This is a genomic window from Pseudomonas sp. GW821-FHT11G12 (assembly GCF_058808055.1).
The window spans coordinates 80,392-95,451 of sequence record NZ_JBXARH010000002.1 but is presented as its reverse complement, the minus strand read 5'-3'; the positions used below and the strand labels follow the sequence as shown (position 1 = coordinate 95,451).

12 protein-coding genes and 2 pseudogenes are annotated in these 15,060 nt (G+C 61.9%); 8 read left to right on the top strand and 6 right to left on the bottom strand.

The window, feature by feature from the left end; all coding sequences use genetic code 11:
* Window positions 1-4 precede the first annotated feature (4 nt).
* Complete coding sequence (locus AC1RR7_RS08135) at window positions 5-982, bottom strand: NADPH:quinone reductase (protein WP_102621179.1); 978 nt, start codon at window positions 980-982, stop codon at window positions 5-7.
* Between the two features lie 148 nt (window positions 983-1,130).
* On the opposite strand from AC1RR7_RS08135, the gene hemF reads away from it, so the two are divergent.
* Entirely contained in the window at window positions 1,131-2,045 is a 915-nt protein-coding gene (gene hemF / locus AC1RR7_RS08130; RefSeq protein WP_493065561.1) for an oxygen-dependent coproporphyrinogen oxidase, read from the top strand.
* Between the two features lie 9 nt (window positions 2,046-2,054).
* Window positions 2,055-2,876, top strand: a complete 822-nt coding sequence (aroE, locus tag AC1RR7_RS08125) for a shikimate dehydrogenase (protein WP_102621178.1) — start codon at window positions 2,055-2,057, stop codon at window positions 2,874-2,876.
* Between the two features lie 7 nt (window positions 2,877-2,883).
* Here the strand turns inward: aroE and AC1RR7_RS08120 are convergent, their stop codons facing one another.
* The 3 genes from AC1RR7_RS08120 to betC all read right to left on the bottom strand — a co-directional run bounded on the left by AC1RR7_RS08120 (window position 2,884) and on the right by betC (window position 7,185).
* Window positions 2,884-4,452 (bottom strand): SulP family inorganic anion transporter, encoded by a 1,569-nt coding sequence (locus tag AC1RR7_RS08120; protein ID WP_096822397.1) that lies wholly within the window; start codon window positions 4,450-4,452, stop codon window positions 2,884-2,886.
* Between the two features lie 284 nt (window positions 4,453-4,736).
* Window positions 4,737-5,654: a choline ABC transporter substrate-binding protein gene (choX, locus tag AC1RR7_RS08115; RefSeq protein ID WP_493157057.1), complete on the bottom strand. Its 918-nt coding sequence runs from the start codon at window positions 5,652-5,654 to the stop codon at window positions 4,737-4,739.
* 16 nt (window positions 5,655-5,670) lie between these two features.
* Window positions 5,671-7,185 (bottom strand): choline-sulfatase, encoded by a 1,515-nt coding sequence (gene betC / locus AC1RR7_RS08110; protein WP_493157055.1) that lies wholly within the window; start codon window positions 7,183-7,185, stop codon window positions 5,671-5,673.
* Between the two features lie 114 nt (window positions 7,186-7,299).
* Here betC and AC1RR7_RS08105 point away from each other — a divergent pair.
* Window positions 7,300-8,244: pseudogene (locus tag AC1RR7_RS08105) on the top strand (choline sulfate utilization transcriptional regulator); the annotation flags it as partial.
* 20 nt (window positions 8,245-8,264) lie between these two features.
* On the opposite strand, the pseudogene AC1RR7_RS08100 reads toward AC1RR7_RS08105, so the two are convergent.
* Window positions 8,265-8,363 (bottom strand): annotated as a pseudogene (locus AC1RR7_RS08100) (NADH-flavin reductase); the annotation flags it as partial.
* A 73-nt stretch (window positions 8,364-8,436) separates the two neighbouring features.
* On the opposite strand from AC1RR7_RS08100, the gene AC1RR7_RS08095 reads away from it, so the two are divergent.
* The gene (locus AC1RR7_RS08095) at window positions 8,437-8,763 is read left to right on the top strand and encodes a DOPA 4,5-dioxygenase family protein (RefSeq protein WP_096822401.1); all 327 of its coding nucleotides are present in this window, start codon (window positions 8,437-8,439) and stop codon (window positions 8,761-8,763) included.
* Here the strand turns inward: AC1RR7_RS08095 and AC1RR7_RS08090 are convergent, their stop codons facing one another.
* Window positions 8,764-9,165, bottom strand: a complete 402-nt coding sequence (locus tag AC1RR7_RS08090) for a GFA family protein (RefSeq protein WP_096822402.1) — start codon at window positions 9,163-9,165, stop codon at window positions 8,764-8,766.
* 323 nt (window positions 9,166-9,488) lie between these two features.
* On the opposite strand from AC1RR7_RS08090, the gene AC1RR7_RS08085 reads away from it, so the two are divergent.
* The 4 genes from AC1RR7_RS08085 to AC1RR7_RS08070 all read left to right on the top strand — a co-directional run bounded on the left by AC1RR7_RS08085 (window position 9,489) and on the right by AC1RR7_RS08070 (window position 14,989).
* Window positions 9,489-10,796 (top strand): CitMHS family transporter, encoded by a 1,308-nt coding sequence (locus AC1RR7_RS08085; RefSeq protein ID WP_096822403.1) that lies wholly within the window; start codon window positions 9,489-9,491, stop codon window positions 10,794-10,796.
* A gap of 70 nt (window positions 10,797-10,866) precedes the next feature.
* A complete protein-coding gene (locus tag AC1RR7_RS08080) occupies window positions 10,867-11,634 on the top strand; it encodes a TerC family protein (protein WP_096822404.1) in 768 nt (255 codons plus the stop codon).
* 213 nt (window positions 11,635-11,847) lie between these two features.
* Window positions 11,848-13,506, top strand: a complete 1,659-nt coding sequence (locus AC1RR7_RS08075) for a Na/Pi cotransporter family protein (RefSeq protein WP_273539402.1) — start codon at window positions 11,848-11,850, stop codon at window positions 13,504-13,506.
* A 94-nt stretch (window positions 13,507-13,600) separates the two neighbouring features.
* Window positions 13,601-14,989: a M16 family metallopeptidase gene (locus tag AC1RR7_RS08070; protein WP_096822406.1), complete on the top strand. Its 1,389-nt coding sequence runs from the start codon at window positions 13,601-13,603 to the stop codon at window positions 14,987-14,989.
* The last annotated feature ends 71 nt before the right edge of the window (window positions 14,990-15,060 follow it).

Genomic DNA, 15,060 nt, shown 5'->3' with positions numbered 1-15,060 from the left:
GGTTTTATGGCAACAGAACAGTCGAACCCGTCGTGCGCCGCGCCGACAACTCGGTCTGCGCCTTCGCCGCATCCGCCAGTGCGTAACGCTGGCTGATATCCACTTTCAGCTTGCCGCTGGTGATCATCCCGAACAGCTCATCGGCCATCCGTTGCAGGTTCTCGGCGTTGTTGGCGTAGGTCGCCAGCGTTGGCCGGGTTACGTACAGCGAACCTTTCGCCGCCAGAATCCCCAGGTTCACGCCGTCCACCGCGCCGGATGCGTTGCCGAAGCTCACCACCAGGCCACGGGGCGCTGCGCTGTCCAGCGAGGCCGGCCAGGTGTCCTTGCCGACGCCGTCGTAGACCACCGGGACTTTTTTCCCGTCGGTCAATTCCAGCACCCGCTGGGCGACGTTTTCGTGGCTGTAATCGATGGTTGCCCAGGCGCCATGGGCCTTGGCCAGTTCGGCTTTCGCTGGCGAGCTGACGGTGCCGATCAGCTTCACACCCAGCGCTTTCGCCCATTGGCAGGCCAGCAAACCGACGCCGCCGGCCGCTGCGTGGAACAGAATGGTTTCGCCGCCCTGCAGTTCATAAGTCTGACGCAGCAGGTACTGCACGGTCAGGCCCTTGAGCATCACGCCAGCAGCGGTTTCGAAGCTGATGGCGTCCGGCAGGTGCACCAGATTTGCTTCGGGCAAGACATGCACGTCGCTGTAGGCGCCCAGCGGGCCGCTGCCATACGCCACACGGTCACCAACCTTGAACCGGGTGACGGCGCTGCCCACCGCCTCGACGATGCCTGCGCCTTCCGAGCCCACACCCGACGGCAATGCCGGTGGCGCGTACAGACCGCTGCGGTAGTAGGTGTCGATGAAATTCAGGCCGATGGCCTTGTTGCTTACGCGAACCTGATGCGGGCCGGGCTCGGCAGGTTGATAGTCAACATACTCGAGCACTTCGGGGCCGCCGTGGGCGCGGAACTGGATTCGCTTGGCCATCTGCCTACTCCTTGGGATGTTCTGAAAGGCCCCTATCGAACTCCCATGCTTGATCTTCGTCAACTGCGGCGTGCCGGCCTGCGATGGTATGCTACGCGCCCATTTGCGCGGGGCGCCGCGCAGTTACGCCCCGATCCAAGGTGATGCCATGACGACCCGCACCGACGCCGTAAAGGCCTATCTGCTCGACCTGCAAGACCGCATCTGCGCGGCGCTGGAATCTGAAGACGGCGGCACGCGCTTCGTCGAAGACGCCTGGACCCGTGCGGCCGGCGGTGGCGGTCGCACCCGGGTGATCGAGAACGGCACGGTGATCGAAAAGGGCGGCGTCAACTTTTCCCACGTCTTCGGCAGTGGCCTGCCACCGTCCGCCAGTGCCCATCGGCCGGAACTGGCCGGCCGCGGTTTCGAAGCCCTCGGCGTGTCGCTGGTGATCCACCCGCACAACCCGCATGTGCCGACGTCCCACGCCAACGTGCGCTTTTTCATCGCCGAGAAGGAAGGTGAAGAGCCGGTCTGGTGGTTCGGTGGCGGTTTCGACCTGACGCCGTACTACGGCAATGAAGAAGACTGCATCCACTGGCACCGCATTGCCGAGCAGGCCTGCGCGCCGTTCGGCCCTGATGTCTATCCGCGCTACAAGGCCTGGTGCGACACCTATTTCCACATCAAGCACCGCCACGAACCACGGGGCATCGGCGGTCTGTTCTTCGATGACCTGAACGAGTGGGACTTCGACACCAGCTTCGCCTTCATGCGCGCCATCGGCGATGCATATATCGACGCTTACCTGCCGATCGTGCAGCGCCGCAAGAACGATGCGTTCACCGCCAAGCAGCGCGAGTTCCAGGAATTCCGTCGCGGCCGCTACGTCGAGTTCAACCTGGTTTACGACCGTGGCACCCTGTTCGGTCTGCAATCGGGCGGGCGCACCGAGTCGATCCTCATGTCGCTGCCGCCGCAAGTGCGCTGGGCCTACGACTGGAAGGCCGAGCCGGGCAGCGAAGAAGCGCGCCTGACCGACTACTTCCTGCAAGATCGCGACTGGCTGGCCCAGGCCTGAGGATTTCTGATGGATCGTTACGTCGTTTTCGGTAACCCGATTGGCCACAGCAAGTCGCCGATGATTCACAAATTGTTCGCCGAGCAGACCGGGCAAAGCCTCGACTACAGCACCCTGCTGGCACCGCTGGACGATTTTTCCGGCTGCGCCACGGCGTTTTTCCAGGACGGTCGCGGCGCCAACGTGACCGTGCCGTTCAAGGAAGACGCCTATCGCCTGGCCAACAGCCTGACCGCTCGTGCCCAGCGCGCGGGTGCGGTGAACACCTTGAGCAAACTCGCCGACGGCAGCCTGCTCGGCGATAACACGGATGGTGCCGGGCTGGTGCGGGACCTGACGGTCAACGCCGGGTTCAGCCTCACCGGCAAACGCATTCTGCTGTTGGGTGCGGGCGGCGCGGTGCGCGGTGCGCTGGAGCCATTGCTGGCGGAGAAACCGGCCTCGGTGATCATCGCCAACCGCACGGTGGACAAGGCCGAGCTACTGGCCGAACTGTTCTGTGATCTGGGGCCGGTGTCGGCCAGCGGCTTCGACTGGCTGCGCGAGCCCGTGGACGTGATCATCAACGCCACCTCTGCCAGCCTCACCGGCGACGTACCGCCGATTGCCGCGAGTCTGATCGAACCGGGCAAGACCCTGTGCTACGACATGATGTACGGCAAGGAACCGACCGCGTTCTGCCGCTGGGCCAGCGAGCACGGCGCGGGCGTGGTGATGGACGGGTTGGGCATGCTGGCCGAGCAGGCGGCGGAGGCGTTCTTCCTGTGGCGCGGAGTGCGTCCGGACACTGCGCCGGTTCTGGCTGAATTGCGTCGGCAGTTGGCGCTGTAAGGCACCTTCAGTCCTCGAAGCGGATCGGGCATTTCTCCGGCCCTTCGAGTTTGCGCAATTCCTCCACCACCTGCGGTCGCGCCTGACGCAAGGTCAGGCTGCGATCCTGGCGCAGCAGGCGCCGGGCCTCCTGATGCAGCATTTCCACACCTGAATAGTCGATGAAGTTGATCTGCTGCGCCTCGATCACCACCCGCGCGCCGTGCATCCGTTGCAGGCGCACTTGCAGGTAGTGGCTGGCGCCGAAAAAGATCGAGCCGCCGACCCGTAGCACATCGTCTTCGCCATCGCGCCAATGCTGCACTCTCGGCTGCGAAGTGCGCTTGAGGTAGAAAAACAGCGAGGCCAGCACACCGGCGTAAATCGCCGTCTGCAACTCCAGCAGCAAAGTGGCGACGCAGGTCAGGCCCATCACCACGAACTCTGCCCGGCTGACCCGCAGCAGCGCACGAATGCCGCGATGATCCACCAGTCCCCAGGCGATCAACAGAATGCTGCCGGCCATGGCCGGAATCGGAATGTGCGCGATCAGCCCGGCACCGAAAATCGCGAACAACGCCACCCACAACGCCGAAAACACCCCGGCCAGCGGCGAACAGGCCCCGGCCTCATAGCTCAGCCCGGAACGGGTGAACGAGCCGGCGGACAATGATCCCGAAAAGAACGCCCCGACAATGTTCGAAAGCCCCTGAGCGCGGACTTCCTGATTGGCATCGAGCAACTGTTGCGAGCGTGCGGCAATCGAGCGGGCAATCGACAGGCTGGTGACCAACCCGAGCATACCCACCGCCACGGCGCTGGGCAGCAGGCGCAGGACCAGATCCATATCCAGCGGCAACCCGCTGAACGGCGGCAGACGCCCGACAAAAGCGCTGACCAACTGAACATGGCCGAACATCGCCGGCCACAGCCACACCACCAGGCTGCCGAGCACCAAGGTCATCAACAGCGTCGGCCAACGCGGCAGCCATTGTTTGAGCAGCGCACCGATCACCACTGTGGCAACACCGAGGGCCAGCGACGGTTTATCCACAGCCCCGAGATGACGCAGCAAATCCATCAGGCTGGCCAGCGCCGTCGCCTTGGCCGGCAGGTCCAGCCCCAGCAGGTTCGGCAACTGGCCGATGGCAATCACCACCGCCGCCCCGAGGGTGAAACCCAGCACCACCGAGTGCGAGACGAAATTCACCAGCGCGCCGAAGCGCAACAGGCCGAGCAACCACTGGAAAATCCCCGCGAGGAAGGTCAGCAGCAGGATAAGGGTGATGTAGTCCTGCGATGCCGGCACGGCCAGTGGGCTGACACTGGCGAACAGCACAATCGAAATCGCCGCCGTCGGCCCGCAGATCAGATGCCACGACGAGCCCCACAGGCAGGCGATCAGTACCGGGATGATCGCGGCATAGAGGCCGTATTCGGGTGGGAGACCGGCGATCAGGGCGTAGGCAATCGACTGGGGCAACGCGAGAATCGCGCCGCTGAGGCCGACGACCAGATCCCGCCCGACGCTGGCGCGGGTCTGCCGGGGCAGCCAGGTCAGGAAGGGGAACAGTGAGCGGCGGCTGGGGAGGGCCATGGATCCTCTCGGTTTGCGGGAATGGTGCAAGGGTAACAGGGTGGTTTCGGATGTCGTCGTGTGTCAGTTGAATCCTTCCCCCTCACCCTAGCCCTCTCCCGGAGGGAGAGGGGACTGACCGAGGAGGATGGTCCATCTACATCGACCTGAAAAATCAAAGTCGAGCTCAGGATTTGAAAGGCGCGAAGATCGGCTCCCTTTCCCCCTCGCCCCCCTTGGGGGGAGAGGGCTGGGGTGAGGGGGGAAAAGATCTAGAGCGAACTCGGGAGTTCAGCACGCCGCGATCAAAGCTTGGCTTTCACGGCCGGCAACGCATCCTTCCCATCCACCGTCTTCACCCCATCAAGCCACTTATCCAACACCCCCGGATTCGCCTTGATCCAAGCCTTCACCGCCTCCGCATTGCTGACCTTCTTGTTCACCACCTCGGCCATGATGCTGTTCTCCATCTCCTGAGTGAACGAAAGATTGGTCAGCAATTTACCCACATTCGGACAGGCCTCGGCGTAGCCCTTGCGGGTCAGGGTGTAGACGCTACCCGTGTCGCCGAAGTATTTCTCGCCGCCCTTGAGGTAATGCATTTTCAGTTGCACGTTCATCGGGTGCGGGGTCCAGCCGAGGAAGGTGACGAATTTCTGCTTCTTCACTGCCCGGGAGACTTCGGCCAGCATCGCCTGTTCGCTGGACTCGATCAGCTTCCACTGGCCGAGGTCGAAGTCGTTCTTCTTGATGATCTCTTGCAGTGAGATGTTCGCCGGCGCGCCGGAGCCGATGCCGTAGATTTTCTTCTCGAACTTGTCCGCGAATTTGTTCAGGTCGGAAAAGTTATGCACACCCGCATCCCACACGTAATCCGGTACGGCCAGGGTGAATTCGGTGCCGTCGAGGTTCTTCGCCAGTTGCGTGACGTCGCCGGTGGCCACGAACTTGTCGTAGAAGCCCTGCTGCGCCGGCATCCAGTTGCCGAGGAACACGTCGACCTGACCGTCCTTCAAGCCGCCGAAGGTGATCGGCACCGCGAGCGTGTCGACCTTGGCCTTATAGCCCATGCCATCCAGCAGAAACCCGGTGATGGCGTTGGTCGCGGCGATGTCACTCCAGCCGGGGTCGGCCATTTTCACCGTGTCGCAGCTCTCGGCGAACGCGGATGCGCTGCCCAGTGCCAGCAGGCTGACCGTCACGATTGTGGATAACTTGACCATGGACTTCCCCTTAACGTTATTGGTTTTGGCAGGGTTGTGGATAACGGGCTTTGCGCTCCAGGTCATCGAGGTCGATGTGGTTGCGCATGTACTGCTGACTGGCATCCACCAGCGGCTGGTGGTCCCAGCTCTTCAGCTTGCCGAGGGTCAGCGCCTCGGCGACGAAGCGCCGGCGCCGCTGGCTTTCGAGCACCTTGCAGTGGATCGCCGGGATGTCCCACTTGGCCCGCGATTCGGCGAGAAAATCGTCGAACAGCTGGCGATGTTGCGGTGATTGGCTGAGTTCTTCCTGCTCCCGTGGATCGTTATCCACATCGAAGAGTAGGCAAGGGTCGGTTTCGCTGTAGATAAATTTGAAGGCGCCACGCCGGATCATCATCAGCGGGCTGACGGTGCCTTCGGCCATGTATTCGCCGAACACTTCGTCATGACCGCCCTGCCCTTGCAGGTGCGACACCAGCGAGCGGCCGTCCAGCGGCAGGTTCGGTTCCAGGCTGCCGCCGGCCAGTTCCACGAAGGTCGGCAACAGGTCGGCGGTGGACACGGCGGCGCTGACGCGGCCTGCATTGAACTGACCGGGCGCACTTATCAACAGGGGCACCCGTGCGGCCATTTCGAACCAGTGCATTTTGTACCAGAGCCCACGCTCGCCGAGCATGTCGCCATGGTCGCCGGAGAACACGATGATGGTGTCGTCCGTCAGCCCACATTCGTCGAGGGTTTGCAGGAGTTTGCCGACGTTGGCGTCGATATAGCTGCACGCACCGAAGTATGCCCGACGGGCGTCGCGAATCTTATCCACAGGCAGCGGCTTGTCCCACAGGTCGTAAACCTTGAGCAATCGCTGGGAATGCGGGTCGAGTGAATGCTGATCCGGCGTTGTCGGAAGCGGGATATCCGCATCGTCGTACAAATCCCAGAACGCCTTGGGAATCGTGTACGGGTCGTGCGGGTGAGTCATCGACACGGTCAGGCAGAACGGCTGGTCGCCGTCCTCTCGAATGTGATCGAACAGGTACTGCTGAGCCTTGAACACCACCTCTTCGTCGAAATCGAGCTGGTTGGTGCGCACGCACGGCCCGGCCTGTAATACCGAAGACATGTTGTGATACCAGCTCGGCCGCACATCGGGCTCATCCCAGTTCACCGCCCAGCCGTAGTCGGCCGGATAGATGTCGCTGGTCAGGCGCTCTTCGTAGCCGTGCAGTTGATCCGGCCCACAGAAATGCATCTTGCCCGACAGCGCGGTGCGATAGCCGAGGCGGCGCAGGTAATGGGCGTAGGTCGGAATGTCGGCGGGGAAATCGGCGGCATTGTCGTAGGCGCCGATCTTGCTCGGCAACTGGCCACTGACCAGGGTGAAACGCGACGGCGCGCACAGCGGGCTGTTGCAATAAGCGGCGTCGAACACCACGCCTTGTTCGGCGAGGCGGCTGAGGTTCGGCAGTTTGATCGGCGACGGGCCGTAGAACGGCAACATTGGCGCGGCCATTTGATCGGCCATGATGAAGAGAATGTTCTTGCGCTTCATGTGATCGCGGCATTCCATAGTGAATATTTATGCGACATTGCTGCGATCGAGCATGGATTCCCCGCAATATCCGGTAAAGCCCGCGCCGGACAATGACTAGGATAAGCACAGCTTATGTATGACGCCCTCGGTGATTTGTCCCTCGACCTGCTGCGCGCCTTCGAGGCAGCAGCCCGTCATCGCAGTTTTACCGCGGCGGCGGTGGAGCTTGGGACCACCCAGCCGGCGATCAGTCAGCAGATCAAACGGCTGGAGGAACAGCTGGGGACGCGACTGTTCGACCGGATCTACCGAGGTATCGAACTGACGGAGGTCGGTTCGATCCTTTTCGAGCAAGTCACCCTCGGTTTGCAGAATATCGACGCAGGATTGAGCGCGATCAGCGCACAACAGCAGCATGAAGTGCTGCAGGTCGCCACCGACTTCGCCTTCGCTGCGTACTGGCTGATGCCGCGTCTGCATCGTTTTCACGAAGCCAATCCGCAGGTCGATGTCAGCCTGGTCACCAGCGAGCGCAATCACAATATGCTGCGCCCGGATATCGACGTTGCCGTGCTGTTCGGCGACGGTCGCTTCAAACAGGGCGAAAGTCATTGGCTGTTCAGCGAAGAAGTGTTCCCGGTGTGCAGCCCGCAATTGCTCAAGGATCGCGCCCGGCCCCTGCCGGCCCAGGCCTTGCTGGAGTTTCCGCTGCTGCATCTGCGCGGCGAGAACAGCAGCAACTGGTTCGACTGGAGCGGCCTGTTCCGCGAACTCGGCATCAATACGCCGCCGGCGCCGGGGCAACTGCGTTTCGATAATTACACCTTGCTGATCCAGGCGGCGATTGGCGGTCAGGGTGTGGCCATCGGCTGGCGGCACCTTGTGGATAACTTGCTGGCGCAGGGTCTGTTGTGCCGGCCGATTGCCGAGACCACCCTCTCCCGCCTCGGTTATTACGTGGTGCTGCCGCAGCGCAAACGCCGAGGGGCGTTGATTCAGCAGTTTGTCGATTGGTTGATGGCCGAGCAGGCCAGCAGCGCGCAGTCGCTGACGGGAATGGAGTTGCCTTCGATCGCCGACGCCGCGACAAAACTCACGTGCACGCCCAGCAGCCGTTCAGCCATCAACGCACTGCCCAGGCTACTCATGGCACCATAGAGCACCACTTTCACCACTGGGGTTTCGGCATTTTTCATGGCTGAGGTCTCTTTGTTTTCCCTTGTAGGGCGTGTGACATACGAGGGTTCGAACCGATTCAGAGGGTTTGCGATGCAGACGATCAAGGGTTATCACGCCCACGTTTATTACGACGCCAGCACGATCGAACAGGCGCGGGCGCTGTGTGAGCAGGCGGCGGCGTTGTTTCCATTGAAGATGGGCCGCGTGCATGAACGCCCGGTCGGCCCGCACCCGGACTGGAGCTGCCAATTGGCCTTCGGCCCGGAGCTGATCGGCGACGTATTGCCGTGGCTGGCGCTCAACCGCAAGGGGCTGGTGGTGTTCCTGCACCCGGACACCGGCGATGACTTGCTGGACCACACCGAGCACGCGATCTGGATGGGCGCGATGCGGCCGCTGGATCTGTCTATTTTTTAATCAGATGGTTTCTTCAGGCTCGCCTGGCAGATGTTCATCCAGATGCAGCCACGGCAACTGGCTGTCGGTCCAGATGTGCCGCTCGGCGGCGGCTTGTTCCGGGTGGTCCAGCGTGGCGACCGTCAGATCGATGCTCTCGGGGCTGAGCAACGTCACCAGCGCCAGTTGCGCGCCGCAGTTCGGGCAGAAGAACCGTGCGCAACTCGTCGAGGAGTCGTAGCGCGAAGGTGTCCCGGCCAGCCACTGGAAGTTCGCCGCCGGCAGCGTGATCCAGGTGGTGACGATGCCACCGCTGACCCGCCGGCAAATCGAGCAATGACAGTGGGCGATGTCCTGCAGCGTTCCGCTGAACTGATAGCGGATATGTCCGCAATGGCAGCCGCCGCTGTGCAATTCACTCATCGTCTCGCCCTCCCGTTCCCGTGTTCATTGACTCTAGTCGTATCCGACGGCCGGTTGACCATTCGCCCAAAGCTTTCAGCGGCGAAAGGTAGCTGAAAGGTTCCCCGATTAGGATCGCCGCCACTACCGGCAACAGACCGGTTGGCCAACGTGTGTGATTGCTCGCACGTCAGGCCCAATTAACAACAACAATGGTGATTCTGATGTCCTCTGTTACCCGCCTCCTCGCTCCAACTCCGCCCGTACGTCTCGTGCTTCCCGTTCTGCGCTGATCTCGCCCGATCCGCTCACTTACCTAGCCGCGCTACGCCTGGAGTATTCCCATGCTGACTTTCCTTGGCTTTGCCATGGTCATCACGTTCATGTTCCTGATCATGACCAAGCGCTTGTCTGCGCTGATCGCTCTGATCATCATCCCGATCCTGTTCGCCCTGTTCGGTGGTTTCGCGCCGAAGATCGGCCCGATGATGCTCGAAGGTATTACCAAGCTTGCGCCGACCGGCGTGATGCTGATGTTCGCCATTCTGTATTTCGCCCTGATGATCGACTCCGGCCTGTTCGACCCGGCCGTGCGCAAGATCCTCAAACTGGTCAAGGGCGACCCGCTGAAAGTTTCGGTCGGCACCGCCGTACTGGCGCTCGTCGTTTCCCTCGATGGTGACGGCGCGACCACTTATATGATCTGCGTGGCCGCCATGCTGCCGCTCTACAGCCGCATCGGCATGAGCCCGCGGATCATGGCCGGTCTGATCATCCTCGCCGGCGGCGTGATGAACATGACCCCCTGGGGCGGCCCGACCGCCCGTGCCGCCAGTGCGCTGCACGTGGACCCGTCGGACATCTTCGTGCCGATGATCCCGGCGATGGCGGCCGGTGTGGTGGCGATCCTGATCATTGCCTACTTCTACGGCAAACGTGAACGTGCGCGTCTGGGTGAGCTGCACCTGATCGGCGACGAGATCGATCACAGCGAAATCAGCGTGTCGCAATTCCCGGATGCCCGCCGTCCGAAGCTGATCTGGTTCAACGGCCTGTTGACCCTGGCGCTGATGTGCACCCTGATCGCCGGCCTGCTGCCGCTGCCGGTGCTGTTCATGGTGGCGTTCAGTATTGCAATGATCGTTAACTACCCTTGCCTGCAACAGCAGAAAGACCGCGTCGCGGCTCACGCTGGCAGCGTGCTGTCGGTGGTCAGTCTGATCTTCGCGGCGGGCATCTTCACCGGTATCCTGTCGGGCACCGGCATGGTCGATGCCATGTCGAAAAGCCTGCTGGCGGTGATCCCTGATTTCCTCGGCCCGTACCTGGCGGTGATCACGGCGCTGGTGAGCATGCCGTTCACGTTCTTCATGTCGAACGACGCGTTCTACTACGGCGTGTTGCCGGTATTGTCCGAAGCGGCCAGCCATTACGGCATCACCGCGGTGGAAATGGCCCGTGCCTCGATTGTCGGCCAGCCGGTTCACCTGCTGAGCCCACTGGTGCCGTCGACGTATCTGCTGGTCGCACTGGCCGGGATCGAGTTCGGCGATCACCAACGTTTCACCCTGAAGTGGGCAGTGCTGGTTTGCCTGTGCATACTGGTCGCAGCCTTGCTGTTGGGGACTTTCCCGCTGTTCAGCACTTTGTAACGGCATCAACTCAACCAAACGCCAGCTGTCTGCTGGCGTCTTGGTTTAACACACGCTCAAAGGAATACACATGGAATGGCTGACCAACCCTGAGATCTGGGTTGCCTTCTTTACCCTGACCGCCCTGGAAATCGTTCTGGGCATCGATAACATCATCATGATTTCGATCCTGGTCAGCCGCATGCCCAAACACATGCAGCAGCGCACCCGGATCTTCGGTCTTGGCCTGGCCATGATCACGCGGATCCTGTTGCTGCTGTCGATCACCTGGGTCATGCGCCTGACCGCCGACCTGTTCGTGGTGTTCGGCCAGGGCATTTCCGGACGTGACCTGATCCTGTTCTTCGGTGGCCTGTTCCTGCTGTGGAAAAGCTCCCAGGAGATGTACCACGCGCTGGAAGGTGAAGACGAAAGCGACGACACGCCTGGCGGCAAGGGCGGCAACTTCCTCTACACCATCATCCAGATCGCGATCATCGACATCGTGTTCTCGCTGGACTCGGTGATCACCGCTGTCGGCATGGTGTCCCATGTGCCGGTCATGGTCGCGGCAATCATCGTGGCGGTGCTGGTGATGATGCTGGCCTCGGGCAAGATCAGTGAGTTCATCGACAAGCACCCGTCGCTGAAAATGCTCGCGCTGTCGTTCCTGCTGGTGGTCGGCACCGTGCTGATCGCCGAAGCGTTCGACGTGCATGTACCGAAGGGCTACGTCTACTTCGCCATGGCGTTCTCGCTGGCGGTCGAAGCGATCAACATCAAGCTGCGCGGCGCGATGGCCAAGAAGAAACAACAGCAGGATCCGGTGAAACTGCGCAAGGATATTCCGGGTCAGTAACCCGAACGCTGTGCAAAAGATCAAAGGGCCTTCGGGCCCTTTTTTCTTGGCTGCATGAACCTGTTTTCATGACGCTTTTGTTTCAATCCGCACTTTAGCTGTGCAATGCTGGCGCCCGGACCGTTAGCCAACTACAGCTTAAGAACAACACGTAGAAACCGCGCGGTATCGTCAACTTGCCCCTTTGGGGCGCTGCAACTACAGGGGGTCTGCATGCTCACCCTGCTCAATTTGCTTTCTGCCGTGGCCCTGCTGATCTGGGGCACGCACATCGTTCGAACCGGCATCCTGCGGGTGTACGGCGCCAATCTGCGCCATGTGATCGGCCAGAACATGTCCAGGCGCTGGCTGGCCTTCATCGCCGGTATCCTTGTGACCGCGATGGTGCAGAGCAGTAACGCCACCGCCATGCTCGTGACCTCCTTCGTCGGCCAGGGCCTGATGGCGTTGACCCCGGCCCTGGTGACCATGCTCGGGGCCGACGTCGGTACGGCGCTGATGGCGCGGGTGCTGACGTTCGATCTGTCGTGGCTGTCGCCGCTGCTGATTTTCCTCGGGGTGATTTTCTTTCTGTCGCGCAAACAGACGCGGCTCGGGCAGATGGGCCGTGTGGCCATCGGGTTGGGGCTGATCATTCTGGCGCTGCAATTGATCGTCGAGGCCGCCGGGCCGATCACTCACGCAAAAGGCGTGAAGGTGATCTTCGCTTCGCTGACCGGCGACATTCTGCTCGACGCCTTGGTCGGCGCGTTGTTCGCGATGATTTCCTACTCAAGCCTCGCCGCCGTGCTGCTGACCGCGACGCTGGCCGGGGCCAATGTGATCAGCCTGCCGGTGGCGATCGGTCTGGTGATCGGCGCCAACATCGGCAGCGGCGTGCTGGCGTTCATGAGCACCAGCATGCAGAACGCCGCCGGCCGGCAAGTGGCGCTGGGCAGCCTGTTGTACAAGCTGATCGGTCTGTTGCTGATCATTCCGGTGCTCGACCCACTGGTGCACTGGATCGACAGCCTGGATTTCAGTCCGCAGGAAATGGTCATCGGCTTCCACCTGCTCTACAACACCGTGCGCTGCCTGATCCTGGTGCCAACCGTCGCGCCCATGGCGCGGCTGTGCGCCTGGCTGTTGCCGGAGCGCCCGGAGGTCAACGGCACCGCCAAGCCGCGTCATCTCGACCCTACAGCGCTGGTCACGCCGAGCCTGGCGCTGGCCAACGCCGCCCGGGAAACCCTGCGCATGGGTGATCTGATCGACAACATGCTCGACGCGACCCTCGATGTACTGCGCGGCAAACAAACCGCGGTCACCATGGAAATGCGCAAGCTGACCGATGACGTCGAAGCGCTGTACAGCGCGATCAAGCTGTATCTGGCGCAAATGCCCCGTGAAGATCTTGGCGAGCAGGACAGTCGGCGCTGGGCGGAAATCATCGAGCTGGCGATCAACCTCAAACTTGCCAGCGACCTGATCGAACGCATGTTGCGCAAGGTGCAGCAGCAGAAGACCTCCCAGCGCCGCTCGTTTTCCGAAGACGGGCTGGAAGAACTGGCCGGGCTGCACAGCCAGTTGATCTCCAATCTGCGGCTGGGGCTGTCGGTGTTCCTCAGCGGTGACAAGGAAAGCGCCCGCCAGTTGCTGCGCGAAAAACGCCGCTTTCGCGCGCAGGAGCGGCGTCTGGCCCATGCGCATGTCAGCCGTTTGCAACGCAAGATCGTGCAAAGTATCGAGACCAGTTCGCTGCACCTGGAGTTGATTGCCGACATGAAACGCTTGAACTCGCTGTTCTGCAGCAGCGCCTACGTGGTGCTGGAAACCGCCGATACCGGAGCGCTCGAGACCGACGATATGGCGGACATCACGCATTCGCCTTGAACGTCTGGGGCTGTGGTCAGTCAGTAACTCAAGGTTCAGCCTCACGGCCGGACTGACGACACGGATCTCCCATTAAGCTGTATGGAAGCTCGTTATGCGTTGCCTGTTGTTCGCTTGTCTGTTGCTCGGTTCCCTGCCCGCCCTCGCCCTGGATCGCTTTCAGGTCGAAGGCTATGCCCTGCCCAACGGCCTGCAATTGCTGCTCAAGCCCGGCACTGAACGCGGGCATGTGGCGATCAGGCTGGTGGTGGGCGTCGGTCTCGACGATTTCGACTGCAATGAGAAAGAGCTGCCGCACCTGCTCGAACACCTGTTGTTCAGCGGCATCGACGCCACTGGCGAAGGTGGCCTCGAAGAGCGCATGCAGGCCCTCGGCGGCGACTGGAACGCCTTCACCAGCAACGCCGACACCACGTTCGTGATCGAAGCCCCGGCGAAAAACCAGCGCAAGGTCCTCGATCTGCTGCTGGATCTGCTGACCCAGACCCGCTTCGACGACAACGCGATCAACGCCGCCAAACGGGTGGTCGAGCGCGAGGACGGCGGGCATTACACCCGCCTGCAACGCTTTCTCGACCGCCAGGATCTGGGCCACACCGCGAGCAATCAACTGGCGGTCGAGCTGGGCCTGAAATGTCCGCAACGGGCCGAGGTCGATGGCCTGACCCGCGCGCAACTGGAGAAGGTGCGCAAGGCCTGGTACGCGCCGAACAACATGACCCTGATCGTCGTCGGTGACCTCGACAAGTTGCTGCCGGCCTATCTGGAGCGGGCGTGGGGAGCGCTGGAAGCGGTCGACCCGAGCGAACACCGACCCTTGCCCGACATCCGCGCCAGCGCCGCCCATGAACGCACGATCACTCGCGGTTTCATCGGCAACAGCGCCAAGCTGCACTGGCTGGTGCCGGAGCCGGTGCTGGACGATCAGTACGACCAGACCTTCGACCTGCTCAAGGAGTACCTGGAGTGGGCGCTCTACCGCCAACTGCGCCTGAACCATGGTCTGTCCTACGGCCCGTGGGCCGAGCGTGAGGTGTTCGGTGGCGTCGGTTTCATGAGCCTCAACGCCGATCTGGACCGCAGTGATATCGCTGAAGCCGAGCAAGTGCTGGAAGATCTCAAGGCCGACCTGCTGAAAAACGGCCTCGACGCCGACACCTTCAATCGCCTCAAACAGGCGGCTATCGCCCATCAGGCCTGGGCCGTGCAGGGCAACAGCGCCATGGCCGACTATTACTGGAGCGCCCTGGGCGACTACGAGGACGGCCGTTTCGCCGACCCTGCCCTGGAACTGCAAGGCGTGACGCTGGAAGCGGCGAACAAGGCCATGCGCGAATTGCTGCTGCAGCCGGGATACCTGCGGATCGAGAAGCCCTTGCTCAGTGATGACGAGGTGTTGTGGCTGATTGCGGGCGGGCTGGGTGTACTGCTGCTGATTCTGTTCGGCTGGCGACTGCATCGTCGTCCCCCGGCCAAGCCGTGATCCCGTGGGTTTTTACTGATCGGCAGCCTCGCCACGGGGCCCGGCGGGCGGTACTCTGTCGAGGTTTTTTT